A 26,311-nucleotide genomic window follows, 5' to 3' on the forward strand; every position below is an offset into this window, starting at 1 on the left:
TGGAGGCTTATAAAATGAGCAAAGATCAAAATATAGAAAAGTGGTCTTCAATGGATACGATCACTGATTACCTTGGTGTAAGCCGCGAAACTGTACTGCAATGGATCAACAACCGAAACATGCCTGCCCATAAGGTAGGACGACTCTGGAAATTTAAAATTTCAGAAGTTGATGAATGGATTCGTTCAGGCGGAGCAGCTGAAAAAAGTGATTCAGAAGAATCTAACGAAAAATAAAATAACAATTATTACTGCAAAGGAGATTAAAATAATGGCTGATAACAGAAAAGAACAAGAACGTGCGGAGTTGCATCGCACCATATGGAATATAGCAAACGAGCTGCGTGGAAGCGTAGACGGTTGGGATTTTAAACAATATGTTTTAGGCATGCTATTCTACCGTTACATTTCAGAAAATCTAACAGCATATATCAATATGGGAGAATGGGAAGCCGGTGATAAAACCTTTGATTATGCAAAATTATCTGATCAGGATGCTGAACAGGCCCGTGAGGACCTTGTTGCAACAAAGGGCTTTTTTATACTGCCAAGCGAGCTTTTCGAAAATGTTCGTCGTCGAGCAGCAAACGATGACAATTTAAACGAAACCCTCGAGAGGATATTTAAGAACATTGAAGCCTCAGCTCAAGGTACAAGTAACGAGGAAAATTTCAAAGGGCTATTTGATGATATCGATGTAAATAGCAATAAATTAGGAGGAACAGTTGCTAAGCGTAACGACAAACTAGTCAAGCTTATGAACGGTATTGGTGATATGAAGCTTGGAGATTACAAAGATAATACCATCGACGCTTTTGGCGATGCCTATGAGTTTTTAATGGGCATGTATGCATCCAATGCAGGAAAAAGCGGAGGTGAGTACTATACACCACAAGAGGTTTCAGAATTGTTAACTCGTCTTACTTTAGTAGGCAAAACTGAAGTTAATAAAGTATATGATCCAGCCTGTGGTTCAGGCTCTTTGCTACTTAAATTTGCCAAGATTTTAGGAAAAGAGAATGTGCGTCAGGGCTTCTTTGGGCAGGAAATAAATATTACAACCTACAACCTTTGTCGTATCAATATGTTTTTGCACGATATTGACTATGACAAGTTTGATATCGGTCATGGCGATACGCTAACTGATCCTCTCCATTGGGATGATGAGCCCTTTGAGGCTATAGTTTCAAATCCTCCCTACTCAATTAAGTGGGATGGTGATAGCAATCCATTGTTAATCAATGATCCGCGTTTTTCACCAGCAGGAGTACTTGCACCAAAATCAAAAGCCGATCTTGCTTTTATTATGCATAGTCTTTCGTGGCTTGCAACAAATGGTACAGCGGCAATTGTATGCTTCCCTGGTGTACTTTATCGCGGAGGCGCTGAGCAAAAAATTAGAAAATACCTAATTGACAATAACTATGTAGATTGTGTTATTCAATTGCCAGACAACCTGTTTTTTGGCACAAGCATAGCTACATGTATTATGGTGCTAAAAAAATCAAAAAGCGAAAATAGCACTCTATTTATTGATGCATCACGTGAATATATCAAAGTTACAAACAGCAATAAGCTGACAGATGAAAACATCTCAAAAATTATCGCTGCTTATGAGAAACGTGAAAATATTGACTACTTTGTTCGCCTTGTCAATAATGACGACATTGCGGCACAAGACTACAATCTTTCAGTTTCCACTTATGTGGAGCAAGAAGACACTCGTGAGGTTATAGACATCGTTAAACTAAATGCGGAAATTGAAAACATCGTTGCCCGAGGAGATGCACTTCGACGAGAAATAGCTGCAATAATTGCAGAAATAGAGGGGGTAGACGCATGAGCAAACTAGATGATTTAATTACTGAGCTCTGTCCAAATGGAGTGAAATACAAAGTCATTGATGAAATTTGCATGATTAGTCGTGGAAGGGTAATGTCTAAAGACTATCTTCGCGAAAATGCAGGCGAATATCCAGTTTATTCCTCTCAGACCGCAAACAATGGTATATTCGGCTATATAAATTCTTACGATTATGATTTTGAATCGATAACCTGGACTACTGATGGTGCAAATGCCGGCTCAGTATTCTATCACTGTGATGAAAAATTTAGCATTACAAATGTGTGTGGATTGCTTCGTGTGAACAGCGATGAAATCATTACAAAATTTCTATTTTATGTGCTTAAAGTAGTTGCTCAATCTTATGTTAATTCGGGCATGGGAAACCCTAAATTAATGAGTAATGTAATGTCAAAAATATCTGTCCCCATTCCTCCACTCCCTGTTCAACAAGAGATTGTAAGAATCCTTGATAAGTTCACCTCTCTGGAGGCGGAGCTGGAGGCGGAGCTAGAGGCGGAGCTGGAGGCAAGAAAGAAACAATATGAGTATTATAGAGATATTCTGCTCACTTTCGGCAATAATGTGGAGACGAAGACACTAGATGAAATTGCAACGGACATGTACAGAGGCTCTGGAATTAAGCGTGACCAAGTTACTGAAACAGGGACACCATGTGTTCGGTATGGTGAGATATATACTACCTATAATATCTGGTTTGATACTTGTGTATCACACACGAATGCTATGGATATATCGAATAAAAAGTATTTCGAGCATGGTGATATACTCTTTGCGATTACAGGTGAAAGCGTTGATGAAATTGCAAAGTCCTGCGTTTATGTCGGGCATGATAAATGCTTGGCAGGTGGTGATATTGTTGTCATGAAGCATAATGAAAATCCGAAGTATTTAGCGTATGCTTTGTCCACGACCGAAGCACAAAAACAAAAAAGTAAAGGAAAAGTAAAAAGCAAAGTCGTACACTCAAGTATTCCAGCATTGAAGGAAATTAGAATTCCTATTCCTCCAATTGAGGAACAAGAACGAATCGTTGCCATTCTTGACCGCTTTGATGCGCTTATTAATGATATTACTCAGGGCTTATCAGCGGAAATTGAAGCGAGACGTAAGCAATACGAATATTATCGTGATAAGCTATTAAGTTTTAAGGAGGTGGCTTCATGATTAACTATAATATAGTGGCTTCTACAAATGAAGCCACCGTTGTTGCAGAATATGCGCCGGAACCATATCGTGCAGTAGATTATCAGAGCGAGGCTGCATTAGAAAAAGAATTTATCAATCTCCTTTGTGGACAAGGCTATGAACATATAAATGTCTCTACTGAAGCTGATTTAATCGCTAACCTACGTCATCAGCTTGAATTACTAAATCGCTTCAACTTCTCTGACGACGAATGGAGAAGATTTTTTACGCAAAACCTCGCCAGTACGAACGAGGGCATCGTAGAAAAGACTCGTAAGATACAAGAAGACCACGTGCAAATTTTAAAAAGGGATGATGGCAGCACAAAGAACATCTTACTTATAGATAAGAATAATATTCATAACAACCGTCTTCAGGTTCTAAATCAGTATGAAGAAGCAGGAGGTACTCGCGAAACAAGGTATGACGTGACCATACTTGTTAATGGCCTACCACTTGTTCATGTTGAATTAAAACGCCGAGGTGTAGCAATCCGAGAGGCATTTAATCAAATTAAAAGATATCAACGCGATAGCTTCTGGGCTTCTTCAGGACTATATGAGTATGTACAGCTATTTGTAATATCTAATGGGACCCATACAAAATATTACTCTAATACGACCCGTAGCCAGCACATTAAAGAATCCTCCGACAACAAGAGAAGCAAAAGTAAAAAGACTAGTAATAGCTTTGAATTTACCAGTTATTGGGCAGATGCCAACAATCGTGTGATCACTGATTTGGTCGATTTTACTAAGACTTTTTTTGCCAAACATACCCTTCTAAACATTTTGACTCGCTACTGTGTCTTTACATCAGAAGACCTGCTACTCGTCATGCGCCCTTATCAGATTGCGGCAACAGAGCGCATACTAAACCGAATCGAGATATCTACCAACTATAAGAAGGTAGGCACGATTGAAGCAGGCGGATATATTTGGCACACGACTGGTTCTGGCAAAACACTGACCAGCTTCAAAACAGCGCAGCTTGCTACTGCACTTCCTTTTATAGACAAAGTGCTATTCGTTGTTGATAGAAAAGACCTTGACTATCAAACGATGAAAGAGTACGACAGATTTGAAAAAGGCGCTGCAAATAGTAATACTTCTACAAAGGTTTTACAGAAACAACTGGAAAATCCGGATGCACGCATTATCATCACAACTATACAAAAACTAGATAAATTTATAACTAAGAATAAAGTCCATAATGTTTATAAACAACACATTGTTTTGATCTTTGATGAATGTCACCGTTCACAGTTTGGGGAGATGCACCAGAAGATTATTAAGGCATTCAAAAATTACCATATCTTTGGCTTTACTGGAACACCAATTTTTGCAGTTAATGCAGGAAGCAGTGGTAATCCCCTAATGCGAACAACACCACAAGCATTTGGAGATAAGCTTCATACCTACACCATTGTCGATGCGATAAACGACGGTAATGTGCTGCCTTTCCGTATTGACTTTATAAATACAGTTAAGGAAAAAGATAATATTAACGATACGAAGGTTCGCGCGATTGATGTAGAAAAAGCCATGTCTGCACCCGAGCGAATCCGAGAAGTTACGAGCTATATTCTTGACCACTTTGACCAAAAAACAAAACGTAATAGCTTTTATTCACTAAGAGGACAGCGCATGGCAGGGTTTAACTCAATTTTTGCTGTGGCTTCAATCCCAATGGCGATGAAGTATTATACTGAATTCAAGCGGCAACTAGAAGAACGGAACCGCAATCTTACTGTTGCGACGATTTTCAGCTTTAGTGCAAATGAAGATGATCCAGAAGATGCTTTACCGGAAGAAGGTTTTGAAACAGACAAGCTTGATAAGACATCTCGTGACTTCTTAGATGCGGCCATTGCTGACTACAACCAGACATTTAATGTGAATTTTGACACTTCAGCGGATAAGTTTCAAAACTATTATAAAGACCTCTCACAACGAGTAAAAAATCGTGAGGTAGACTTGCTTATTGTTGTCAATATGTTCTTGACTGGTTTTGATGCTACAACATTAAATACGCTTTGGGTAGACAAGAATCTGAAGCACCATGGTCTAATTCAAGCCTTTTCTCGAACCAATCGTATTTTGAACTCTGTTAAAACCTTCGGTAACATTGTTTGTTTCCGGGATCTTAAGCAAGCAACTGATGATGCCATTGCCCTCTTTGGAGACAAAGAAGCAGGCGGCATCGTTCTTCTAAAAACCTATGATGATTACTACAATGGCTTTGACGAAGATGGCAAACACAATCCTGGATATTCAGAATTGATTGAGTCTCTTCAATCATTGTATCCATTGGGACAACCAATTTTAGGAGAAGGTACACAAAAGGAATTCATACGGCTTTTCGGTGCAATCTTAAGAATGAAAAATATCCTCACTGCATTTGATGATTTTGAAGGCAATGAGATATTAAGTGAACGTGATTTTCAAGACTACCAAAGCATCTATATCGATCTATACCAAGACTTCCGAAAAGACAAAGATGCTGACAAAGAGAATATAAACGATGATATTGTATTTGAAATTGAGTTGATTAAACAAATTGAAGTCAATATCGACTACATTCTAATGCTGGTAGCGAAGTATCATGAATCTAACTGTACAGATAAGAGTATCCTTACAACTATTGATAAAGCAATCAACTCAAGCATTGAGCTTCGCAGTAAAAAAGAACTTATTGAAAGTTTTATAAACCAAGTCAATACTTCCACACAAGTGGATGATGATTGGCGTAAATTCGTCATTGAGCAAAAGGAAAATGATTTAGCTGCGATTATTAACGATGAGAAACTAAAACCAGATGAAACACGAAAATTCATAGCAGGTTCGTTCCGAGATGGGGCATTAAAGACTACCGGGACAGATATTGATAAGATTCTACCTCCTGTTTCACGTTTTGGAGGCAGAGGTGGAGGCCGCGCTGCTAAAAAGCAAAGTGTCATTGAGAAGTTAATGGCATTCTTTGAGAAGTATCTCGGTCTGGTATAGATTGTTCAGACAGGAGGGTAAGAAAATTGGCTACAAGAGGAAAAAGCATAAATCTATTTTTAATGGATGGCACACCAAACGGTAGGATTAAGTGTACTCTGGCAAATTGGACAGGTGTAGCTTATAAAATCCCACGCACAGAACTTGATAAGTGCAAAGGACGCGACGATCTATCCCAGAGCGGCGTATACTTTTTATTTGGCACATCAGATCAAACTGATGATAATGTGGTATATATTGGACAAGCCGGAGTTCGTAAAAATGGAGAGGGTCTTCTCTGTCGCTTGATTGAGCACAAACGAAATCCAGATAAGGATTATTGGACAGAGGCCGTTGTATTTACTACATCCAATAACTCATTTGGCCCAACAGAGATAAGTTATCTTGAGAACCGTTTCTGTGGGCTTGCTGTGGATGCCGGTAGATATATAGTTAAAAACGGTAATGATCCCACTCCTGGTAACATAACAGAGGAAAAAGAAAGCGAGCTCGAAGAGTTCATTGATTACGCCAAGATTGTAATGGGGGCTCTGGGTCACAAGTTATTTGAACCGCTGACAGATAAACCCAAACTAGCTGTTACCACAGAGTCTTCTGAAGAGGAACTGCTTCTCTTTCTGAAGCGAAAAAGCCGCAAAAGCGGACTTGTTATTGAGGCAAGCTGTAAACAAACAAATGAGGGCTTTGTCGTCTTAAAAGGCAGCCGTATTGAAACTATTGATTCTGAAAGCATTCCGCCCGGAATTAAAGAGCGTAGACAAAAAGCCAAAATAGACGAAAACGGAATTTTGCAAGAAGACATCTTAGTCCGTAGCCCATCATATGCTGCTGCTTTTGTCATTGGTGGTCACGTAAACGGACTGACAGAATGGAAAACGAAAGACGGGGTTTCACTAAAAGAGATAGAAAACCGTGAAGATAATTGAGCTTTATTTTACATCTATTCTGTCTCCTCAACCCCTATAAAAATAGGCGTTATCTAAGCTGTCAACTCAACCCTATCACCTTAAGGGCAGTTGATATGTTACCTCAAACAATAAAAATAAGGGTTTCCCTACATTGGTACCTCCGGCAAAGTAGCCGCAAGAAAGACTCAATGTCTGGAAACCCTTTGTTTATGGGTATTTTCAGCCCTGCTATTTATCTACCCTTGACATCAATACTACCGTTTCAACGTGCGCCGTCTGCGGAAACATGTCCACCGGCTGGATATATTCGACATTGTATTTACTGCTTAGGGTCTGAATGTATTTCGCCAATGTTGACGGGTTGCAGGATACATATACGAATGTCTGTGGCTTGACTTTTAATACCGTTTGAAGAAAACGGTCGTCACAGCCGGTTCTCGGTGGATCAACGATAATGACGTCCGGTTTCCAGCCATTTTTCAGCCATTTTGGAAGCCATTCTTCTGCTTTTCCTGTTACATATGTCGCGTGGTTCACACCGTGGCGGACAGCATTTTTCTTTGCATCGGCAATCGATTCTTCAATCACGTCCATGCCTCGAATTTCGCTAGCACCATCAGCAAGCCACAAACCGATGGTTCCGACACCGCAATAAGCGTCAACGACTTTTTCCTTGCTGGTTAGATCAGCAGCTTTTTTCACTTCATTGTAAAGTTTGACTGTTTGCTCAGGGTTTAATTGAAAAAATGTTCGTGCCGATAATTCAAAGGAAAGGTCGCCTAATGTTTCCTGGATAAAATCTTTTCCCGCTAGTGTATCAGTTTCTTTTCCAAAGATTAGCGATGTTTTTTGGCTGTTGATGTTTTGGACTATTGACTTTACTTCAGGCAATCGCTTTTTTATTTCCTGAATAATCAGCTCTTTTTTAGGCAACTCTTTAACAGATGTAATCAATACAATTTGCAGCTCGCCTGTCGTTACTCCTGCCCTCGCAACGATCGTTCTCACAATTCCTTTTTTTGTTCTCTCATTATAAATAGGAATGTTTAAATCTTGTAAAATATTTTTCACCGTCTCCGTTGCCTTGCTAGTTAAAGGGTGCTGAACGGCACATTGTTCGATGTTGATCAGGCGGTGGGAATTTAACCCGTACAAACCGGCCAGCACTTTCCCATCCTTCGATCCAACCTGGAATTGGCTCTTGTTCCGGTACCCCCACGGATTCTCCATCCCAATCGTAACTCTGATTTCTATTTGATCCACTTGCAGTTTTGTGTGTCGTTCTAATGATTGGATAATAATATCCCGTTTTTCTTTCAGCTGCTGGTCATAGCTCAAATGCTGAAGCTGGCATCCGCCGCACTCTTCATAAATAAGACATAAAGGCTTCACACGATACTCAGATCTTTTACGGATTTTTTTTATTCTGGCTTCTGCAAATTTAGGATGAACTTTTGTAACCTCTGCGACAATTTCTTCTCCCGGCAATGCTCCGGGTACAAAGACCACTTGCTTTTTGAAGTATCCTACCCCTTCACCGTTTATACCAAGCCTCTTAATTGTCAAAGGGAAGGTTTGTTTCACATTTATTTTCAATGTTTTATCTTTTTTCATGGTGTTCACTCCGTATAAGACACCCGGCACCGGGCATTAATAAAGTTTTTGAAAAAACAGCGGATCTCTGTTTTTGGTTCTCATTCAATGCTTCTCCATAAATACAGCGATGCATAGCTTAAATAGGGAGCCCAGTTTTTTTTATATTCATTCATCTCTTCTAAAGTCGGTTTTCTTTCTAAATTATACAGCTTCTTTAAAGCATTTTGGATTCCAATATCAGCCGTTGGAAAAAGGTTCGGACGGCCCAGCCCAAATATTAAAAAGTTTTGGACAGTCCACGGGCCGACACCTCGCAGTTTTATTAATTTCTCCATTATTTCTTCATCTGATTTCTTTTCCAGTTCGTCAAATCGAAGCCTTCTTTTTGCAGTTTCTTTAGCAATCCCGATCACATACTCTGCTTTGCGTCCACTGAATTGCAGTTCCCGCAGCTGTTCTACTGTTAACGAAGCTAACTTTTCAGGGAGAGGATAAAACCAAACCCCTTTTTCCTGAAAACCGAAAGTCTTAACAAAGCGTTCTGTCAAAGTATGGGCGAAAGCAAGATTTAATTGCTGATGAATGATGCATTTCAGTAAACAGTTATATGGATTAAAATCGAGAACAAGCGGTGTCCCGTAGTGCTCGTCAAATATCTTTTTTAATGCGGTGTTTTGAAAATGAGCATGAATGTTCACAAGAGGGATATTCCATTGGAATATGTGAGTCAGCCTTTTTATGGCTTTTTCCTTGTAAGGGTCTTCTATTCCGGCTATGTTAAATTCCGGCTTCTCAGTCGTTCCGGTAGCCGTCACCTCGGCTACTATCGGCTGCCCGTCAATTAGTAAAGGCACTTTCACACTGCGATTCGGCTTGTCGACTGCATTCAGAGGATCAAGCGAAAGCCTGTCCAACACTAGGTCAAAATTGTAAGGGCCCTTAACTTGAAGCTTTTCCAACACGCCATCCTTCCTTTATTATTTTTCCCGTATTATAGCATTATTCTAGAGGGATTTAGCAACATTTACACTTACAAGAAACAACAATTTATTTACTGCTTTAAAGCTTTAAACGAGAGCGGGTCTGGCCCGCTCCACAATAGCGCGTTAATGCGTTATTGTAGTGAAGGTCTGGCCCCTAAAAAGAGAAGAAGCTGTCTCATAAGGGTCTGACCCTTAGGCTTTTGAGACAGCCTCGTGCAATTTAATATAGCATTCTTTCTCCTAATGTGTTGTCCATCATTAGGTCGTCAAGGCTTTTAAATTGGTAGCCCTGCTGTTTTAAATCTTTAATAACCTTTTCAAGAGCTTCAGCATTGTCTCTTGAGACGGTATGAAGAAGGAGGATAGCTCCCGGATGGATTTGCTTCATGATCGAATCGTATGAATACTTCCATCCCTTTTGCTGATCAATGTGCCAATCAATAAAAGCAAGCGACCAGAATACATGTGTATAGCCTTGTTGTTTAGCAAGTTCAAGTGTTCTTTCACTGAAAATCCCTCTTGGCGGGCGTAAATACGGCATTTGCTTTTGACCGGTTAGTTTCTCGGTTTCGGCGCGGACTCTCTCCAGTTCGTTTTTCAGTCTTTCATCGCTTACTTGCGTTAAATCGGGATGAAACCATGAATGGTTCCCGATAATATGTCCTTCTTTAGCCATCCGCTTTACCAGTTCAGGTTCACTTTCTAAATAATGGCCTGTAATAAAAAAGGCTGCAGGCACATGCTCTTTTTTTAAAACATCTAAAATTTTAGCCGTATAGCCGTTTTCATAACCATTATCAAATGTTAAGTAGATATCTTTTTTATTTGGATCTCCTTTATAAACAGCTCCATACTTTTCAAGCAGATCATCTAATGTTTTCCCTGCCTCGGCTTGCTTTCCATCTCCGCCTTTCTTAAATCCCCAATGAATGGCCGAGTTAGAGGGACTTCCATAAGCAGTTCCTGATAAAAACAAAAACATGGAAATAATAGTGATCAGAACACGGCAGGTTCTTTTCATCCGCTGCTCCTCCTTTTCACGCTTTTTCCATAGTTTTTGTTAGTCAGGAAAAAACATTCGTTCATAAAAAAAGCAAAAAAAGGGATCGAACAAAAATTCTATCCCTGGTACAACACAAATATACTTTAACACTTTAAAGCAATGAGGGTCTGACCCTCAATACATTAATGCGTTAACACTTTAAAGCGGAGCGGGCCTGACCCTCATATGCGATAGGGGCCTGTCCCTAATTACAATTACTTAAAAACAGGTTCTTTAAATTGAGCCAGTTTTTCAAATGAAGATTTTTCTACATCTTCATGTAGGCTGTTTCCGTGCGAGTCCATCGTTACAACTGCTGTAAACCCTTCTACTCTTAAATGCCACATTGCTTCAGGAATTCCGAATTCCAAAAGGTCTACGCCTTCAACCGATTTAATACAGTCTGCATAGTATTGGGCTGCACCGCCGATGGCATTTAAGTACACTCCTCCGTGTTCTTTCAATGCTGCAAGCGTTTTCGAACCCATTCCTCCTTTTCCGATCACGGCACGAATGCCGAACTTTTTCATGATGTCGCCTTGGTAAGGCTCCTCACGGATACTTGTTGTCGGGCCTGCAGCTTTTACATGCCATTTGCCTTCATTATCTTTTAACATAACCGGGCCGCAGTGGTAAATAATTTGTCCGTTCAGATCGACCGGTGCATCATGGTCCATTAAATATTTGTGAATGGCATCACGGCCAGTATAAATCATGCCGTCAATATGTACGACATCTCCAACTTTAAGGGAGCGGATTTGTTCCTCAGTGATCGGAGCATGTAAAGTGATGACTTCAGAAACGGTTTCTGCAGCTGCGGCGGTTTCCTGAGCGGCATGTGACTTTTCAAAATCCACCATGTCTCCATCTTGATACATCCATTCCTTAATCTCTCCCGTTTGAGGATCAACACAAACACCAAGGCGGCGGAACGCCCAACAATTATAAGCTACAGACACGTAAAAACTGGCAGGAATCCTGTTCATGACACCGATTTTACAGCCAAGAAGAGTTGTTTCTCCGCCAAATCCCATTGTACCGATTCCAAGCTTGTTGGCATTTTCCATAATGTATTCTTCAAGTTTGCGCAGATCTTCATTAGGATTAATGTCATCAACTGAACGGAAAAGCTGTTCTTTTGCAAGATCGTAGCCAGAAGAACGGTCTCCGCCAATTCCTACTCCGATAAAGCCGGCACTACACCCTTGACCTTGCGCCTGATAAACAGAATGAAGAATGCACTTGCGAATTCCATCAAGATCACGACCTGCACGGCCCAATCCTTCCAATTCACATGGAAGGCTGTATTGGATATTTTTGTTTTCACAGCCGCCCCCTTTTAAAATCAGCCGAACATCTATATAATCTTTTTCCCATTGTTCAAATTTTATTACAGGTGTACCTTCCCCAAGATTATCACCGCTGTTGTCTCCGGTTAATGAATCAACCGAATTCGGCCGCAGTTTTCCATCTTTTGTAGCAAGAGCAATTGCATTTTGGATTGCTTTTTTCATTTCAATTTGATTAGCCCCGACAGGAGTTTTAATTTTAAAAGTCGGCAAACCTGTATCTTGACAAATTGGTGAAGCGTTTTCATCTGCCATTTTAATATTGCCAGCAATCGTAGCAAGGCTCATGGCTGCACGTGTACCGGCATTTTCACGTTCTTTTGCTGTCTTTATTGCACGGCGAACATCTTTTGGAAGTATTGTTGAAGTTTCAACAATCAGCCTGTACATACTTTCCAGAAACTTTTCAATGTTCACTTTTGTTTCCCCTTTCCCTTAGCTGCTTTTTTTTCGTTTGACTTTCCTTATTATATTCTCTAAACGATGTGATTGAAAGAGGGACTGTCCCTCAACACTTTAAAGTATTAAAGGGTTTGTCAATTTAGAGATATTGATAAACTCCCGTTTCGTAAATTCCCCGCAAATATTTCCACTTTCTTTTCAGCTTCCAAGTATAAAGGAATTGACATTTTTGATTCTACCTTTAATAATGACTTATGATTCGATAAGAAGGAGCTAATAAGTTATGATTACTGAAAAAAGTTTGGAAATTACGCACACTTATGACCCATGGGAAGCTTATTTGGATATTGACCAATACGGAAAACTTGTTTTATCCAATATAGAATTCACAACAACAACGCTTTGCAATATGCGCTGTGAGCATTGCGCAGTCGGATTCACACTTCAAACAGTGGACCCTGATGCTCTCCCGATTGACCTTCTCCTTAAAAGGCTCGATGAAATTTCTGCCTTAAGGTCATTGAGCATTACCGGAGGGGAGCCTATGCTGTCAAAAACATCTGTTGAGAATTATGTACTGCCTCTTTTAAAATATGCCGAAGAAAGGGGAGTCCGCACCCAGTTAAATTCAAATTTAACCCTTGACATAAGCCGCTATGAAAAAATCATTCCTTTCCTGGATGTCTTGCATATTTCCCATAACTGGGGGACGCCTGAAGATTTTATTGAAGGCGGCTTTGCTATGATGGATCGAAAACCGAGCGTAAAGCAAAGGGAAACACTGTTTAAAAGAATGATCGAAAACAGCCGTGTTCTTGCTGAAAGCGGCGTGCTCGTATCTGCAGAAACCATGCTCAATAAACGCACCTTGCCGCACATTGAAAAAATTCATAAACAGATTACAGAAGAAATGAAGTGCAAAAGACATGAAGTCCACCCGATGTATCCTTCTGATTTTGCTTCATTCCTTGATACGTTATCTTTAGATGAAATCAGGTCTGCAATCCATCGTCTGCTTGATATCCGCAATAAAGATGTATGGATGCTGTTCGGAACTTTGCCGTTCTATTCCTGCAGCAGAAAAACAGAAGATTTGGAGCTTTTGAAAAGGCTTAATTCTGAAAAAAATGTAACGGTCAGAAATGATCCGGATGGCCGATCACGGCTTAATGTGAATATTTTTACTGGGGATGTAATTGTCACAGATTTCGGAGATACTCCTCCGCTCGGAAATATAAAAACTGATAGGTTAGAGGATGTTTATCAGAAATGGATGAATACGGAGCTGGCTTCCTCCTTAAACTGCCATTGTCCCGAAGTACGCTGCCTGGGGCCAAATGTTCTCGTAAAAAACAGCTATTATAAAGACGTAGACTTTAAAACCCGTAAAGCAAACATAAAGTGAAAATTCCTCTCTGGGGTCAGACCCCTCCAACAAAAACCATTCAAAACATAGTCATTGTTGGAGGGAGTCAGACCTTATTTTATTATGAATTAACGCGGCCTATCGGCAGCGATGAAACCGAAGGAAACATGATCCTGAACAGGGATCCACGCACCAATTCCTTGGGAAGTAACGTTTTTGATTACGATCATTTTTTTGTTCCCTTTTAGCATAATGTAGACTTCCCCATATGTTACCTTCCCTTTTTCATTAACGGCCGGTGCATATGCATATAAATATCCAAGCCTTTTTGGCGGAATGTTGTAAACCTGGTCTTTCTTCGTTCCTCCTCCGATAATTGTTTCAAATGAAAGAGGCAGCTTTGTTTTTTCCATAGCTTTATGCAGCATCATTTTTTTCACATTTTCGGCATTCGGTATTTTTGCTGTTAAACCGCCGCGGACTATTTTTTGCGCTTCTTGAACATAGTGAATTCTATAAGGTGAATTTCCTCCTCGATTATCAAAATAATTCGTATTGATCTTTTGATACTCCCAATTTGGAGATGTTTCCGTTGAATCATATCTTAATGGCCATTGTCCCAAGTAAATAATCGCCCTGTACCCAAATGCAAAAGGTGTACTGTTAATACTTGTTTCATTTAGCATACGAATTAAATCTGGATTTTCAATTTTTATCCGGGATGAATTAATTAGCTGCTGCGTCAGCTCGCTTGGCTGCAAAAGCGGCATGTCCTGCACCGGGTTCGGATATGTGTTTTCTTTTGTTATGTTCAGAACAGAACTTGGCACTTTATATTGACTGGCAGGCTTGGGATTATTGTTCTTTTCAGCCCCCTGCTTTGCAAAGGCAGGTGGTAAGAAAAGCAGCAAAAAGACTAGACTTATAATACCAAAAGATAACCATTTCTTCATGGTACGAACTCCTTTCAAATCATCCAACATATTTTTGTTTGTTTATAGTTTTTTCGGAGTCCGCAAATATTATCCATTCCTACAAAATTAATGCTCACTTTTTTGAGAGTAAATGTAATGAAATTTAAATAATCATAATATTCAAAAAATTAAAAAATCATTATATAATAAACGTACTTTCAGAAAAGGAGGGCTGTTAATCGTTCGCTTTACAAAGAAGGTAATTACACCTGCTAAAATATTGTCAACGGTGCAAAGACATTCATGAAAGTTGGTGATGATAACTAGAAAAAAGCGAATTATGGCTAGTAACCCTAATATGAATGAATTGATTATACATTTAAATTAAAGAGGCTGTCTCATAAGGGTCTGACCCCATGTGCATTTATCAATATATAGCATATTTATCCTACAATATGTCCTATATATTGAGTTATGGGGTCTGACCCTTAGGCTTTTTATACGAAAATGTCCGGTAAAAAGCAAAAAAAGCAACAACCTTTGACCCGCTAATTTCATTAAAAATTTGCAGGTCAAAGGTCGAAAACATTTTCATTCATCGTGGTGGCTGATATGCCATGGAGGTTTGAGACAGCCTCCTTTTTTAGTTTTTGGCTCTACAACAAATAAAATCCAATGCCCATGATGAAATAGGCAGCAAGCAATGTCAAGCCTTCAAACCAGTTTGTTTCTCCATCGTTAGAAATGATGATCATTAATAGCACTGCAGATACCATTGAAATCAATTCAGGAAGAGAAAAAACAAGCGGCATGGATACGGGAAAGAAAAGTGAAACTAACACAAGCACAGGTGCTACGAACATCGCAATTTGCAAAGTAGAACCTACTGCAATTTCAACAGTGATATCCATCTTATTTTTATAAGCCATTATAATCGCAGATGCATGCTCCGCCGCGTTTCCGACAATCGCTACTATAATGACCCCGATAAATAATTCGGTCCATCCAAACGACTTTGCAACTGTTTCGAAAGTATGAACCAGATTTTCCGATACGTAAGCAACAGCTGCAGTTGCAATTGCCAAAATGAATATTGCCTTATTTTTTCCCCATTCAGGCTCTTCTTCATGATGGTTTGCACCTTCACTCCCTTGCTGATAAACCCCGCGGTGAGTAACAAGTTTGAAAAATAAAGCAGCTAAGTAAAGAGCAATTAAAATAATAGCAATCCCGACACTAAGGGATAAAGTTTTTGTTTCATTCATTGTCAACGAAAAAACTTCTGGGATGACAAATGCAACAATAATAGCGAACATTAAAAGTCCTGAATTGTGTCTTGCATCAAACTCGTTGAATTTCTGCCTTTTGAACTTTATCCCGCCAACGAAAAAAGATAATCCGGCAACAAGCAAAAGGTTCCCAAGAACAGAACCTGTCAATGAAGCAAGAACTACTTCAATCAAGCCAGCTTTTAATGCAAAAATTGAAATGATTAATTCTACGGCATTACCAAAAGTGGCATTTAATAAACCTCCAATCCTCGGACCAGCAACAATTGCCAGGCTTTCAGTCGCCCTTCCCATATAACTGGCCAGCGCAATAATCGTTATACAATAAATAACGAACATTAGTGTGCTTGGCCAATGCAGCAAGCTTCCAATTACAGATAACGGAACCCCTGCAAAGGCAAGAAGCATAAAAATTTTGTTTGTCATATAAACTCCTCCATTTTATCAATTTTTTTGTCTAACGTTTCTCTGGCAGCAATAACCCTTTTAACAGATTAAACCGCGGGACAATTCTTCCGAGTTAACACCACAGTTTTTTCTATTTAGAGATTACAATATTTTTCCCCGTAATAAAACAAGAAAAAACATTTCTTTTTCTTGCAAAACCATTTCTTTCCCGTTACCATCATTTTGGATCATATTTTTCCGGGAGAATGTATACATGAAATATTCACAAAATTTGCGGTTTTGGATCTTAATAGGAATTGTAGCCATCTCCGGGTTTTCACAAGGAATGCTGCTTCCCCTCATTGCGATTATTTTTGAAAAAGACGGCATCTCTTCTTCCGTCAACGGCCTCCATGCTACCGCCCTATATATCGGTATTCTTTTTGCTTCGCCTTTAATGGAAGCGCCGCTAAGAAAATTTGGATTTAAGCCAATCATTTTATTTGGTGCGCTTGCTGTTGCTGTTTCCTTAGGACTGTTTGCCATTTGGAAGTCATTTTGGTTTTGGTTTATCCTGAGACTGTTAATCGGGATTGGCGATCATATGCTTCATTTTGGTACGCAAACGTGGATTACGACCTTTTCGCCAGAAAATAAACGCGGACGGAATATTTCACTATACGGCTTATTTTTCGGGCTGGGATTTGCAGCCGGGCCGGTTATGACAAGATTAGTAGAAATAAATGAATCTCTCCCTTTTTTTATTTCAACCGCTATTAGTTTAGCTGCTTGGTTTGCCATTTTATTTTTAAAAAATGAATTTCCTGAACAAGATTTAGAAACGAGTTCTTTTTTCGGAACAATAAAGCGCTTTGGCCAAGTATGGAAATATGCATGGGTTGCTTTATTACCCCCGTTTGGGTATGGATTTCTTGAAGCTTCATTAAACGGAAATTTTCCTGTTTATGCACTTAGAACAGGAATTGACATAAATTCGGTATCCTTTATTTTGCCCTCTTTTGCTATTGGGGGTATTGTATTCCAATTACCACTGGGAATGTTAAGCGACAAATACGGAAGAAAAAACATATTAATTTCCGTAATGTTGGCAGGGTTTATTTGCTTTACGGCACCCGGACTTCTCAAAGAATCAGCTATTGGCCTTGCAGTATGTTTTTTTATTGCAGGCATGCTTGTTGGTTCAACTTTTTCTCTCGGAATCAGTTATATGGCGGACCTTATTCCAAAACAGCTTTTGCCTGCAGGAAATTTAATGTGCGGAATCTTCTTCAGCTTTGGAAGCATCAGCGGTCCGTTTATTGGAGGCCTTGCCATCGAGTACTTGAAAGGAGCAAGCTTTTTTTATGTCATCAGCTCCATGCTTCTTTTGATATTCATCGCGTTGGCTGTCTATCAGCCAAAAGGTGCATTGCAAGGAAAAACCCGGTCTGCTTAAATTTGGCCGGGTAAATTTTTTAAACATATTTTATTCTTTCCTCGGTTATTTTGTTTTTTCCGCAATTTTATCGTTTCCCGACAGAAGTCTCCCACTTCAAGGATAGTGAAGGGCAAAGCCCAATGAGTAAGTGGGAGAAGAATGTCGGTTGGCGATAGCCAAAACCTTCCTCATTATGATATAATAAGAACAAATGTTCCCAAAGGAAGTGAGGTGAACGTCATCATCGTTCACAAAGCTTATAAATTTCGTATCTATCCAAACAAAAAACAAATGGAACTCATTAACAAAACGATTGGCTGTTCAAGATTCGTGTTCAACTTCTTTCTTGCTAAACAGAAGGAAAAGGACGCATTTTGGTATATTTGTGAAGAAATGGTCCAAAATGGTCAACTTCCAATAAATAATTGGAAGGGTAAATACTTCAACAAGAAAGAAACCAAAAAATCACTTCCCGAATTAAAAAAACAGTATGAATTTTTGAAGGAAGTGGATAGTATTGCGTTGCAAAAATCAGTTGAAAATCTTGCTGACTCTTATGTTCGATACTACAACAAACAAAACAAACAACCTCGATTTAAGTCTAAAAAGAATCCGGTTCAATCCTACACAACGAAACATGTAAATGGAAATATAACTGTTGAAGGCAATTATTTTAAACTTCCTAAACTTGGACTTGTTCGTTTTGCCAAAAGCCGCGAAGTAGAAGGACGTATCCTAAATGCAACTATACGGCGTAATCCTTCGGGCAAATACTTTGTTTCTCTGGGAACGGAGGCAGAAGTATCTGAATGGCCAAAAACCCGTTCAGCTATTGGGGTTGACGTAGGAATCAAAGACTTTGCTATTCTTTCCGATGGAACAACTTACTCCAATCCAAAATTTTTCCGCTCATTAGAGGAAAAATTAGCGAAAGCACAACGGATTATGAGTAGACGAACCGTTGGCGGTGTAAATTGGCACAAGGCTAAAAAGAAAGTTGCCCGTATACACGAAAAAATAGCCAATGCAAGAAGGGATTTTTTAGACAAGGTTTCAACCGATATTGTCAAAAACCACGACATTATCGGAATGGAAGATTTGTCTATAGCTAATATGCTAAAGAATCATTCTCTTGCCAAAGTAATTAGTGAAGCATCATGGTCGCAATTCAAAACCATGATTGAGTACAAAGCAAAATGGTATGGCAAACAAGTTGTGACCGTTGCAAAAAACTTTCCTTCCAGTCAGCTTTGTTCTTTTTGCGGCTATCAAAACAAAGACGTTAAAAATCTTGGATTGCGTGAATGGGACTGTCCTTCTTGCGGAACCCATCATAATCGAGATATTAACGCAAGTATCAATCTTAAAAATGAAGCCATAAGACTTCTAACCGCAGGAACTGCGGGGCTAGCCTACTAAGATAACTGAAGGTTACTTCGGTGTTCGTAGGAATCTCCCGCTTCAAACAGATCGTAAGGTCGTTAAGCGGTGAGTAGTTCAAATAAATATTAGAGGCATAATTCTTTCCACATTCATATGCTGTATGGTAATATTATTAAAAATAAATAAATACCATAATTTCGGAGCTTTTCGCTGTCATCGCTATGGTGGCAGCTTTCGTCATTTAATGGAGATATTGAATCTGATTATTTTTCTCAATAAAAATGAAAGGCGGATTTCTAAAAGAGGATTAGGAGGAGAAACAATGAATGCTGAAGCAAAAATTCTAGCAGCCAGACAAGCGGAAAATAATGAAAGTTTTATTAAAAAAATAAAGCCCCATGCCGAGTTAATTGCAGCCATAATTAGCGGGTTTTTGATTGCAGCCGGGTGGACTTTTGAAAAAATCGGTATGGAAAACGCATCTGTTACGGCATTTTTGCTTGCTTTTTTTATCGGCGGATTTGCCAAAGCAAAAGAGGGAATTGAGGAAACCATTGAAAATAAAGAATTAAATGTGGAAATGTTGATGATTTTTGCCGCTATCGGTTCTGCGATTATTGGTTATTGGACAGAAGGCGCGATTTTAATTTTTATTTTTGCGGTGAGCGGTGCTCTCGAAACATATACTCTTAATAAAAGCCGAAAAGAAATTTCCTCCTTAATGGAACTTCAGCCTGAAGAAGCTTTAAGGCTCAATAACGGAATGGAAGAAAAAGTCCATGTCTCACAGTTAAATATCGGCGATAAAATCCTTGTCAAACCAGGAGAAAGAGTTCCTTCAGACGGGCGAATTTCAAAGGGACAGACAACAATTGATGAAGCAGCGATTACCGGAGAATCCATACCTGTTTCAAAAACAGAAGGCGAAGATGTTTTTGCAGGAACGGTCAATTTAAACGGCTCAATTACAATTGAAATCACAAAACCGAACAGCGAAACTCTGTTTCAAAAAATCATTCAGCTTGTTCAAAATGCTCAAAGTGAAAAATCTCCTTCCCAGCTTTTTATTGAAAAATTTGAAGGAACGTATGTAAAAATTGTATTAGCTGTCGTTATCTTGATGATGTTTTTGCCCCATTATGTGTTGGGCTGGAGCTGGAATGAAACATTTTATCGCGCCATGATTCTTCTTGTCGTGGCCTCACCATGTGCACTCGTGGCTTCGATCATGCCTGCCACTTTATCTGCGATTTCAAACGGCGCAAGGCACGGAATTTTGTTTAAAGGCGGAATCCATCTTGAAAACCTAAGCCATTTAAAAGCAATTGCTTTTGATAAAACTGGTACTTTGACGAAAGGAAAACCGGAAGTAACAAACGTGATAACGAAAGAAGGCATAAACAGGAATGGTATTTTATTAGCTGCCGGGGCGATCGAAAAGCATTCCAATCACCCCCTCGCCCATGCAATTGTAAACTATGTAAAAAACGAGCTTGACGAAAAACTGCCAGAACCTGAAAAAATTGAAGACGTGCCGGGATGGGGAATCAAGGCGTTTATTAATAACGAAGAATGGAAAGTCGGAAAAGCAGAATTTGTCGGGAAAGCTTTTGCAGATGAGTTTGCTGATGGAGCTGCCAGTTTACTTGCCGATGAAGGAAAAACAATTGTGTTTGTTCAAAGAGGCAATGAAATTGTCGCTATTATTGCCCTTAAAGATGTAGTGAGGAAGGAAACAAAATCAGCTATTGACAGCTTGAAAACAAAAGGAATTTATACGATTATGCTGACGGGAGATAGTAAAAAAACAGCAAATGCAATAGCAAATGAATGCCATGTTAATGACTTTGTCGCGGAATGTTTGCCTGAAAAAAAGGTTGAAGAACTCAAAAAATTAAAGAAACAGTTTGGCAATGTTGCCATGGTGGGAGATGGCATCAATGACGCTCCAGCACTTGCAACAGCTAACGTCGGAATTGCGATGGGAGAAGGAACAGATGTAGCTCTTGAAACAGCCGATATTGTTTTAATGAAAAACGATCTCCCAAGAATCGCAGAGGCAATAAACCTTTCCCATAGGATGAACCGTATTGTGAAACAAAATGTTGTGTTCTCAATTAGTGTCATCATGCTTTTAATTGCGTCTAACTTTTTGCAGCTTGTGGATCTTCCTTTCGGTGTAATCGGCCATGAAGGAAGTACAATTTTAGTTATTTTAAACAGTCTGCGTTTACTAAAATAGAGGCTGGCTAATAAGGGTCTGACTCCCTCCGGCAATGGCAATATTGGAGGGGTCTGGCCCCCCATATTTAAGTCAGTGATATCCGTTTTGTCCGTTAGCGGAACCTGATGTCTTATGCTTAGGTTTGTTTTTTCCTTTTTGCTTAGTTCCGCCGTCTTTCTTTGATTGCTTTGCCATTTGAAAGCCTCCTTATCTTACATTGATCCCCCGTCTACTATTGTGGCCAATTTTCTGCATTTCAGTAAGGAAACTTAAGGCAAAACTCGTTTGCTAACATCCTTCTTTTTGCCTGCTGAATATGGCATTAATCTCTCCCCCAATGATGATTATAAAGCCCGTTAAATAAAACCATATCATTAAGACAATGACCGCTCCAATACTTCCATAAGCAGCAGAGTAATTCCCGAAATTGCTTACATAATAAGAAAAAGCCAGCGATGTCAAAATCCAGCCGACAGTTGCAAACAACGCACCGGGAACCGCACTAATGCACGTTAATTTTTTGTTAGGGGCAATCCAATAAAGCACGGTAAAAATTACAAAGAGGATGATAGAGCTGACGAACCAGCGAATCGCATTCCAAGTTACAAGGAATTCGCTTGATAAACCAAACTCAGAGAATAAAAATAAACCGATTTGTCTGCCAAAAACCGGCAATAGTAATGCAACAATAAAAACAATGATCATTCCAACTGTCAATAAGATAGCCATTCCTCTCGCGATTAGAAACGGCCGGCTTTCCTTAACTTCATATGCATTATTGAAGGCTTTGACGATGGCATCCAGTCCATTGGATGCGGACCAGAAAGCGGCAATAATTCCAAAAGAAAGAAGCTTTCCATTCTTGCTCATGATTTGATTTATATTTGATTCAATTAACACCATCGTTTGTCGGGGAGCAAAATCTTCTATTAACCTTAGTAAATCGTCCTCGGTGATTGGCAAATACGGCAAAAGCGTTACAAAAAAAATCAGTAGCGGAAATAAAGAGAGCAAGAAAAAATAAGCCAGCTGTGCAGCCAGCCCTGGAACATCATTTCTCTGAATTCTCATCCATAGTTGTCTAATAAAAAGCGAATTTTTTCGTCCCATGCCCGCACCTCAAATACTCTCCGCTTCAGCTGGATTGACAACCGATCCTTTAAGATTGTCCATTTTTATTGAATGCTTCTTTCGTATCCCTTGCCATTTCGGCTACTTGCGGAGCTGCTTCTCGAAGTTCTGCAACTTTTTCAGTTATGTAAGAAACGTCCTCGCTTACTTCCTCTACAGTAGCGCGGACCTTGCTTGAAACTTGTCTTAATTGATCAACCACTTCGTCCGGGTGTTTGACTATATAAGAAATATTTTTTGCTGTTTTTTTGCAATCATTCATTACCGCATGGCGCGTTTCCTTATTTAGCAAGCTTAAAGCTCCCCCGGCAATTGCACCGAATAAAACGCTTTTCCAAAAAAATTTAGAATCTCCCATAAATTCTTCTCCTTCCTACATTCCATGCTTGTATTTATTTCCCTCCTATAGGGGAAACAAAACAGTTCTTTCTTCATTTTCATTCATTCTCATACTTTCATGCAAGAGGTTTGGTTTTAATCTTTCATTCTTCATCCAAAACACAATTGACAACTAACTAAATACATGAAAAGATGAAAAAAAAACTGAGAGGATGAACGGAATGGATCTGTCGCAAAAATCAGCTGAAAACATCGAATATATGATTGAAAAAATAAAGGAAAAATTAAAAGTATTAAATTTCGGCGCAATTAAACCTGCTCATTTTAATGAAGAAATGTATGAGGAATTAAAAGAAATTTATGAAATGGTCATGAAAAAATGCACTTTTAGCCCGAGTGAGATGCAGGCACTTGCTGAGGAATTGGGAAGTTTGAGAAAAAAATAAGAAAAAACTTGAATCCGCTGCCTTCCTTTTGACAGCGGATTCTTCTTAAATCGTTTTCAAGCGAAAGAAAACCGGTATTCTTTCACAGGCTGTTTAAGAAATCGATTCTTGGTCGGTTAAAATGATTGGCCCATCTTTTGTAATCGCTATCGTGTGTTCGTATTGTGCAGAGTTTTTTCCGTCAGTTGTACGTGCTGTCCAGCCGTTTCCATCCATTCGTGTATGATAGGTGCCTTCATTGACCATCGGTTCAATTGTGAAAACCATCCCTTCTTTAATGCGCGGTCCTTTTCCCGGCAACCCAAAATGAGGAACATCAGGTTTTTCATGAATGACTGCTCCAATGCCATGGCCAATAAAATCACGGACAACAGAAAAACCTTCACTTTCTACATATGTTTGAATAGCATGGCCGATGTCACCAATCCGGTTTCCAATTTGTGCCTGTTCTATTCCTTTATAAAGAGCTTCTTTCGTAACTTCCAAAAGCTTTTCTGTTTTTGGCGAGACGTTCCCCACAGCATACGTCCATGCTGAATCAGCCAAGGCACCATTATAGTTTACAACCATATCAACAGTGACAATATCCCCTTCCTTTAAAGGATCTTTTCGGGGAAATCCGTGGCAAACTTCATCGTTAATGCTTGCACATGTTGCAAATTCGTATCCTTTATATCCTTTTTGTTCCGGTAGAGCACCATGTTCTTTAATAAATTGATCAACAAAATTTTCAATTTCCCATGTGCTTATTCCCGGTTTTATCATTGTTGCCAATTCTTTATGACATGCTGCGAGAATTTCCCCCGACTTCTTCATCATTTCGATTTCCCGTGGTGATTTTAAGACAATCATCCAGTATCCTGCCTTTCGAAGGTAATGATCATTTATCGATTATATTTCTTATCCTCATTATATTACCGTTGAAAGAAACGTTTTTCAAAAAATTTGTGTGCAGCCCCAAAGTTGCAGTAAAACATTTTAGCCTAGTCTTTCCGTCTAGATAGAAACAATATTAATCCTTTTTGCGAAATTAACAACGCGAAATCTTGTCCGGCCTGTGTCTTGATTCAGTATATTAAAACAAAGTCGCATCGTAATTTTTTGCATCAACAATCGTAATGAATCTTTCCATTTCCAACAATTGGAGATTTGAAATTTTTTTTGAAAATATAGAGAGAATAACAATGATTGTTAATGAAAATATATGACAACATTATTTAAGTTCTCCAGTAGCGAAATTTCCCGAGTAATGGCGAATATGAAACAAATAAAAGTTCGACTAAAATGATATGAACCCTTTAATGACAAAAAACCTGCTGCGATAAATTTAATTTCTATTCAGCATGCTTCGACAATTTATACAAAACAGTTCACGTTCCTTTCTTAGAGTATTTGTTATTTCTGCAAATTGCAAAAAAGGCTAAGCATAAAAAGCTTAACCTCCAGTTCGCGGCAATATTAATATTTCCACGCGCCTGTTTTTCGCTCTTCCTTCTTTTGTTTCATTTGAAGCCACCGGCTTAAATTCTCCATAACCTTTTGCACTGAACCAGCGGGGATCTAGTTTATCATGTTCCAGAATGATCTCCATAAAATTAACAGCACGCATGACGCTTAATTCCCAGTTTGATTCAAAATTTGCTGTATGAATCGGAACATTGTCGGTATGGCCGCTGATAATAATATTCCTCGGCGGGTCAATAGCAAGAAGTTCGGCGATTTCTTTTGCTATTTTCACATCTTCCGGTCTGACCTCAGCACTTCCAGAATCAAATAATACGTTGTCGCGAATGGTAACCAGCAGTCCTTCATCGTTTAGTGAAGTATTGAGTTTGTTCGTTAGATGGGTTTCCTTAATATAATCAGTTATTTTATTTTCAATTTTTTGCAGTTCCTGTTTATCTACATTTTGTGTACTTTGATTCTCAACTTTCTCCTGGTGTTTTTTTCGTTCATCAGGTGATTCCATTTGCCCTTCAGGCATAGGGCTTTGAAACTCGGTAACTCCCGTACCGCCAGTAAAAATATCATTGAATGCTTTGGAAAATATCTGAAATTTTTGGGCATCGACAGAACTCATTGAAAACAAAACAATAAACAAAGCCAATAATAATGTGAGGAGATCGGAATATGGAATGAGCCATGTTTCATCAAGGTGGTCTTCAAGATCATGTTTCCTTTTGCGCTTACTCATCCTTCTTCACGCTGCTTTCCTCGAGAAATGCATTTCGTTCCCCAGCCGGAAGGTAAGATGCAAGTTTTTGTTCAATAACTCTTGGCGCCTCGCCTTCAAGAATGGACAAAATACCTTCTATCATCATGTATTTTATTTTTGCTTCCTGCTTTGACTTTCGTTTCAGCTTATTGGCAAAAGGATGCCATAAAACATATCCTGTAAAAATTCCCAAAAGGGTAGCGACGAAAGCAGCACTGATAGCATGACCCAATTCGTCCGTATTTTCCATATTGCTTAAAGCTGCGATCAGCCCGACAACTGCCCCTAACACTCCAAGTGTAGGAGCGTACGTCCCAGCCTGAGTAAAAATGGCTGCCCCGGTTAGGTGCCTTTCTTCCATTGCCTCAATTTCTTCCGTAAGCACATCCCGAATGTAGTCTGCGCTTTGCCCGTCCACTGCAAGTGAAAGACCATTTCTTAAAAATGGATCTTCGATTTCATTCGTCTTTACCTCTAAAGCCAGCAACCCTTCTTTCCGGGCAATTTGAGCCCAGTCAGAAAACAGCTTAATCAGTTCGGATGGCTGCATATACTGTTGCTCTTTAAAAAGAACGCCAAACAATTTTGGCACTCTTTTTATCTCACTGCTGGGAAAAGCGATCGTTACAGCCCCGGCCGTTCCGCCAATGATAATCAAAATTGCTGCTGGATTAATAAGTGAATTAGGGCTTACACCTTTTAAAACGATCCCAACTCCAACTGCTACAATACCTAATATCAATCCGATTAATGTAGTTTTATCCATGTAGTTCACCTGTCTTATCTTATACTTTATGAATCTATCATATTTGCCTTTTTAATTGATAGCAATCAACCGGCTTTT

General features: G+C 39.3%; 21 protein-coding genes. 10 read left to right on the forward strand and 11 right to left on the reverse strand.

The window, feature by feature from the left end; translation table 11 throughout:
• The first annotated feature begins 14 nt into the window (after window positions 1–14).
• Genes PB1_RS04015 through PB1_RS04035 form a run of 5 tightly spaced genes read left to right on the forward strand, consistent with a single transcriptional unit; the run spans window position 15 to window position 6,981 of the window.
• Window positions 15–236 (forward strand): helix-turn-helix domain-containing protein, encoded by a 222-nt coding sequence (locus PB1_RS04015; protein WP_003350902.1) that lies wholly within the window; start codon window positions 15–17, stop codon window positions 234–236.
• A 34-nt stretch (window positions 237–270) separates the two neighbouring features.
• The gene (locus tag PB1_RS04020) at window positions 271–1,842 is read left to right on the forward strand and encodes a type I restriction-modification system subunit M (protein WP_034644766.1); all 1,572 of its coding nucleotides are present in this window, start codon (window positions 271–273) and stop codon (window positions 1,840–1,842) included.
• Entirely contained in the window at window positions 1,839–3,029 is a 1,191-nt protein-coding gene (locus tag PB1_RS04025) for a restriction endonuclease subunit S (RefSeq protein ID WP_003350904.1), read from the forward strand. The genes PB1_RS04020 and PB1_RS04025 overlap by 4 nt, the downstream gene beginning before the upstream one ends.
• Entirely contained in the window at window positions 3,026–6,055 is a 3,030-nt protein-coding gene (locus PB1_RS04030) for a type I restriction endonuclease subunit R (protein ID WP_003350905.1), read from the forward strand. The genes PB1_RS04025 and PB1_RS04030 overlap by 4 nt, the downstream gene beginning before the upstream one ends.
• Window positions 6,056–6,081: 26 nt before the next feature.
• A complete protein-coding gene (locus tag PB1_RS04035; protein WP_003350907.1) occupies window positions 6,082–6,981 on the forward strand; it encodes a GIY-YIG nuclease family protein in 900 nt (299 codons plus the stop codon).
• Window positions 6,982–7,191: 210 nt separating this feature from the next.
• Here PB1_RS04035 and rlmD read toward each other — a convergent pair whose 3' ends face one another.
• The 4 genes from rlmD to PB1_RS04055 all read right to left on the reverse strand — a co-directional run bounded on the left by rlmD (window position 7,192) and on the right by PB1_RS04055 (window position 12,350).
• Window positions 7,192–8,577: a 23S rRNA (uracil(1939)-C(5))-methyltransferase RlmD gene (rlmD, locus tag PB1_RS04040; protein ID WP_003350908.1), complete on the reverse strand. Its 1,386-nt coding sequence runs from the start codon at window positions 8,575–8,577 to the stop codon at window positions 7,192–7,194.
• Between the two features lie 80 nt (window positions 8,578–8,657).
• Complete coding sequence (locus PB1_RS04045; RefSeq protein WP_003350910.1) at window positions 8,658–9,518, reverse strand: DNA-3-methyladenine glycosylase family protein; 861 nt, start codon at window positions 9,516–9,518, stop codon at window positions 8,658–8,660.
• Window positions 9,519–9,762: 244 nt separating this feature from the next.
• Complete coding sequence (gene pdaA / locus PB1_RS04050; RefSeq protein WP_003350911.1) at window positions 9,763–10,563, reverse strand: delta-lactam-biosynthetic de-N-acetylase; 801 nt, start codon at window positions 10,561–10,563, stop codon at window positions 9,763–9,765.
• Between the two features lie 236 nt (window positions 10,564–10,799).
• The gene (locus PB1_RS04055) at window positions 10,800–12,350 is read right to left on the reverse strand and encodes a fumarate hydratase (RefSeq protein ID WP_003350912.1); all 1,551 of its coding nucleotides are present in this window, start codon (window positions 12,348–12,350) and stop codon (window positions 10,800–10,802) included.
• Between the two features lie 268 nt (window positions 12,351–12,618).
• Between PB1_RS04055 and yfkAB the strand changes: the two genes are divergently transcribed.
• The gene (yfkAB, locus tag PB1_RS04060) at window positions 12,619–13,740 is read left to right on the forward strand and encodes a radical SAM/CxCxxxxC motif protein YfkAB (RefSeq protein ID WP_003350913.1); all 1,122 of its coding nucleotides are present in this window, start codon (window positions 12,619–12,621) and stop codon (window positions 13,738–13,740) included.
• A gap of 89 nt (window positions 13,741–13,829) precedes the next feature.
• Here yfkAB and PB1_RS04065 read toward each other — a convergent pair whose 3' ends face one another.
• Both PB1_RS04065 and cax read right to left on the reverse strand, forming a co-directional pair.
• Window positions 13,830–14,654: a YfkD famly protein gene (locus PB1_RS04065; protein ID WP_003350914.1), complete on the reverse strand. Its 825-nt coding sequence runs from the start codon at window positions 14,652–14,654 to the stop codon at window positions 13,830–13,832.
• 617 nt (window positions 14,655–15,271) lie between these two features.
• Window positions 15,272–16,330 carry a calcium/proton exchanger gene (gene cax, locus PB1_RS04070; RefSeq protein WP_003350915.1) on the reverse strand — a complete coding sequence of 353 codons (1,059 nt, stop codon included), beginning with the start codon at window positions 16,328–16,330 and terminating at the stop codon, window positions 15,272–15,274.
• 235 nt (window positions 16,331–16,565) lie between these two features.
• Between cax and PB1_RS04075 the strand changes: the two genes are divergently transcribed.
• From PB1_RS04075 to PB1_RS04085, 3 genes are all read left to right on the forward strand, one after another.
• The gene (locus PB1_RS04075) at window positions 16,566–17,747 is read left to right on the forward strand and encodes an MFS transporter (protein ID WP_003350917.1); all 1,182 of its coding nucleotides are present in this window, start codon (window positions 16,566–16,568) and stop codon (window positions 17,745–17,747) included.
• Between the two features lie 222 nt (window positions 17,748–17,969).
• Window positions 17,970–19,148 carry an IS200/IS605 family element RNA-guided endonuclease TnpB gene (tnpB, locus tag PB1_RS04080; RefSeq protein ID WP_034644860.1) on the forward strand — a complete coding sequence of 393 codons (1,179 nt, stop codon included), beginning with the start codon at window positions 17,970–17,972 and terminating at the stop codon, window positions 19,146–19,148.
• A gap of 286 nt (window positions 19,149–19,434) precedes the next feature.
• The gene (locus PB1_RS04085) at window positions 19,435–21,354 is read left to right on the forward strand and encodes a heavy metal translocating P-type ATPase (RefSeq protein ID WP_003350920.1); all 1,920 of its coding nucleotides are present in this window, start codon (window positions 19,435–19,437) and stop codon (window positions 21,352–21,354) included.
• A gap of 270 nt (window positions 21,355–21,624) precedes the next feature.
• Here PB1_RS04085 and PB1_RS04090 read toward each other — a convergent pair whose 3' ends face one another.
• The gene (locus tag PB1_RS04090; protein WP_003350922.1) at window positions 21,625–22,446 is read right to left on the reverse strand and encodes a YihY/virulence factor BrkB family protein; all 822 of its coding nucleotides are present in this window, start codon (window positions 22,444–22,446) and stop codon (window positions 21,625–21,627) included.
• Between the two features lie 49 nt (window positions 22,447–22,495).
• The gene (locus PB1_RS04095) at window positions 22,496–22,825 is read right to left on the reverse strand and encodes a YtxH domain-containing protein (RefSeq protein WP_003350923.1); all 330 of its coding nucleotides are present in this window, start codon (window positions 22,823–22,825) and stop codon (window positions 22,496–22,498) included.
• 202 nt (window positions 22,826–23,027) lie between these two features.
• Between PB1_RS04095 and PB1_RS04100 the strand changes: the two genes are divergently transcribed.
• Window positions 23,028–23,252, forward strand: coding sequence for a DUF1128 domain-containing protein (locus tag PB1_RS04100; protein ID WP_003350924.1), 225 nt, complete (start codon window positions 23,028–23,030; stop codon window positions 23,250–23,252).
• 93 nt (window positions 23,253–23,345) lie between these two features.
• Here the strand turns inward: PB1_RS04100 and map are convergent, their stop codons facing one another.
• The 3 genes from map to motA form a co-directional block, all read right to left on the reverse strand.
• The gene (gene map, locus PB1_RS04105; protein ID WP_003350925.1) at window positions 23,346–24,104 is read right to left on the reverse strand and encodes a type I methionyl aminopeptidase; all 759 of its coding nucleotides are present in this window, start codon (window positions 24,102–24,104) and stop codon (window positions 23,346–23,348) included.
• A 583-nt stretch (window positions 24,105–24,687) separates the two neighbouring features.
• Window positions 24,688–25,446 (reverse strand): flagellar motor protein MotB, encoded by a 759-nt coding sequence (gene motB / locus PB1_RS04110; protein ID WP_003350926.1) that lies wholly within the window; start codon window positions 25,444–25,446, stop codon window positions 24,688–24,690.
• The gene (gene motA, locus PB1_RS04115; RefSeq protein WP_003350927.1) at window positions 25,439–26,233 is read right to left on the reverse strand and encodes a flagellar motor stator protein MotA; all 795 of its coding nucleotides are present in this window, start codon (window positions 26,231–26,233) and stop codon (window positions 25,439–25,441) included. Before motA ends, motB begins: the two co-directional genes overlap by 8 nt.
• Between the last annotated feature and the right edge of the window lie 78 nt (window positions 26,234–26,311).

The sequence above is a fragment of the Bacillus methanolicus PB1 genome (genome assembly GCF_000262755.1).
GTDB lineage: Bacteria > Bacillota > Bacilli > Bacillales > Cytobacillaceae > Bacillus_Z > Bacillus_Z methanolicus.

What these genes read in the sequence shown, in the direction of transcription:
- PB1_RS04015 (WP_003350902.1), top strand. Translation starts at nt 15, where the DNA reads ATGAGCAAAGATCAAAATATAGAAAAGTGGTCTTCAATGGATACGATC.
- PB1_RS04020 (WP_034644766.1), top strand. Translation starts at nt 271, where the DNA reads ATGGCTGATAACAGAAAAGAACAAGAACGTGCGGAGTTGCATCGCACC.
- PB1_RS04025 (WP_003350904.1), top strand. Translation starts at nt 1,839, where the DNA reads ATGAGCAAACTAGATGATTTAATTACTGAGCTCTGTCCAAATGGAGTG.
- PB1_RS04030 (WP_003350905.1), top strand. Translation starts at nt 3,026, where the DNA reads ATGATTAACTATAATATAGTGGCTTCTACAAATGAAGCCACCGTTGTT.
- rlmD (WP_003350908.1), bottom strand. Translation starts at nt 8,577, where the DNA reads ATGAAAAAAGATAAAACATTGAAAATAAATGTGAAACAAACCTTCCCT.
- pdaA (WP_003350911.1), bottom strand. Translation starts at nt 10,563, where the DNA reads ATGAAAAGAACCTGCCGTGTTCTGATCACTATTATTTCCATGTTTTTG.
- yfkAB (WP_003350913.1), top strand. Translation starts at nt 12,619, where the DNA reads ATGATTACTGAAAAAAGTTTGGAAATTACGCACACTTATGACCCATGG.
- PB1_RS04065 (WP_003350914.1), bottom strand. Translation starts at nt 14,654, where the DNA reads ATGAAGAAATGGTTATCTTTTGGTATTATAAGTCTAGTCTTTTTGCTG.
- cax (WP_003350915.1), bottom strand. Translation starts at nt 16,330, where the DNA reads ATGACAAACAAAATTTTTATGCTTCTTGCCTTTGCAGGGGTTCCGTTA.
- PB1_RS04075 (WP_003350917.1), top strand. Translation starts at nt 16,566, where the DNA reads ATGAAATATTCACAAAATTTGCGGTTTTGGATCTTAATAGGAATTGTA.
- PB1_RS04085 (WP_003350920.1), top strand. Translation starts at nt 19,435, where the DNA reads ATGAATGCTGAAGCAAAAATTCTAGCAGCCAGACAAGCGGAAAATAAT.
- PB1_RS04090 (WP_003350922.1), bottom strand. Translation starts at nt 22,446, where the DNA reads ATGGGACGAAAAAATTCGCTTTTTATTAGACAACTATGGATGAGAATT.
- PB1_RS04095 (WP_003350923.1), bottom strand. Translation starts at nt 22,825, where the DNA reads ATGGGAGATTCTAAATTTTTTTGGAAAAGCGTTTTATTCGGTGCAATT.
- PB1_RS04100 (WP_003350924.1), top strand. Translation starts at nt 23,028, where the DNA reads ATGGATCTGTCGCAAAAATCAGCTGAAAACATCGAATATATGATTGAA.
- map (WP_003350925.1), bottom strand. Translation starts at nt 24,104, where the DNA reads ATGATTGTCTTAAAATCACCACGGGAAATCGAAATGATGAAGAAGTCG.
- motB (WP_003350926.1), bottom strand. Translation starts at nt 25,446, where the DNA reads ATGAGTAAGCGCAAAAGGAAACATGATCTTGAAGACCACCTTGATGAA.
- motA (WP_003350927.1), bottom strand. Translation starts at nt 26,233, where the DNA reads ATGGATAAAACTACATTAATCGGATTGATATTAGGTATTGTAGCAGTT.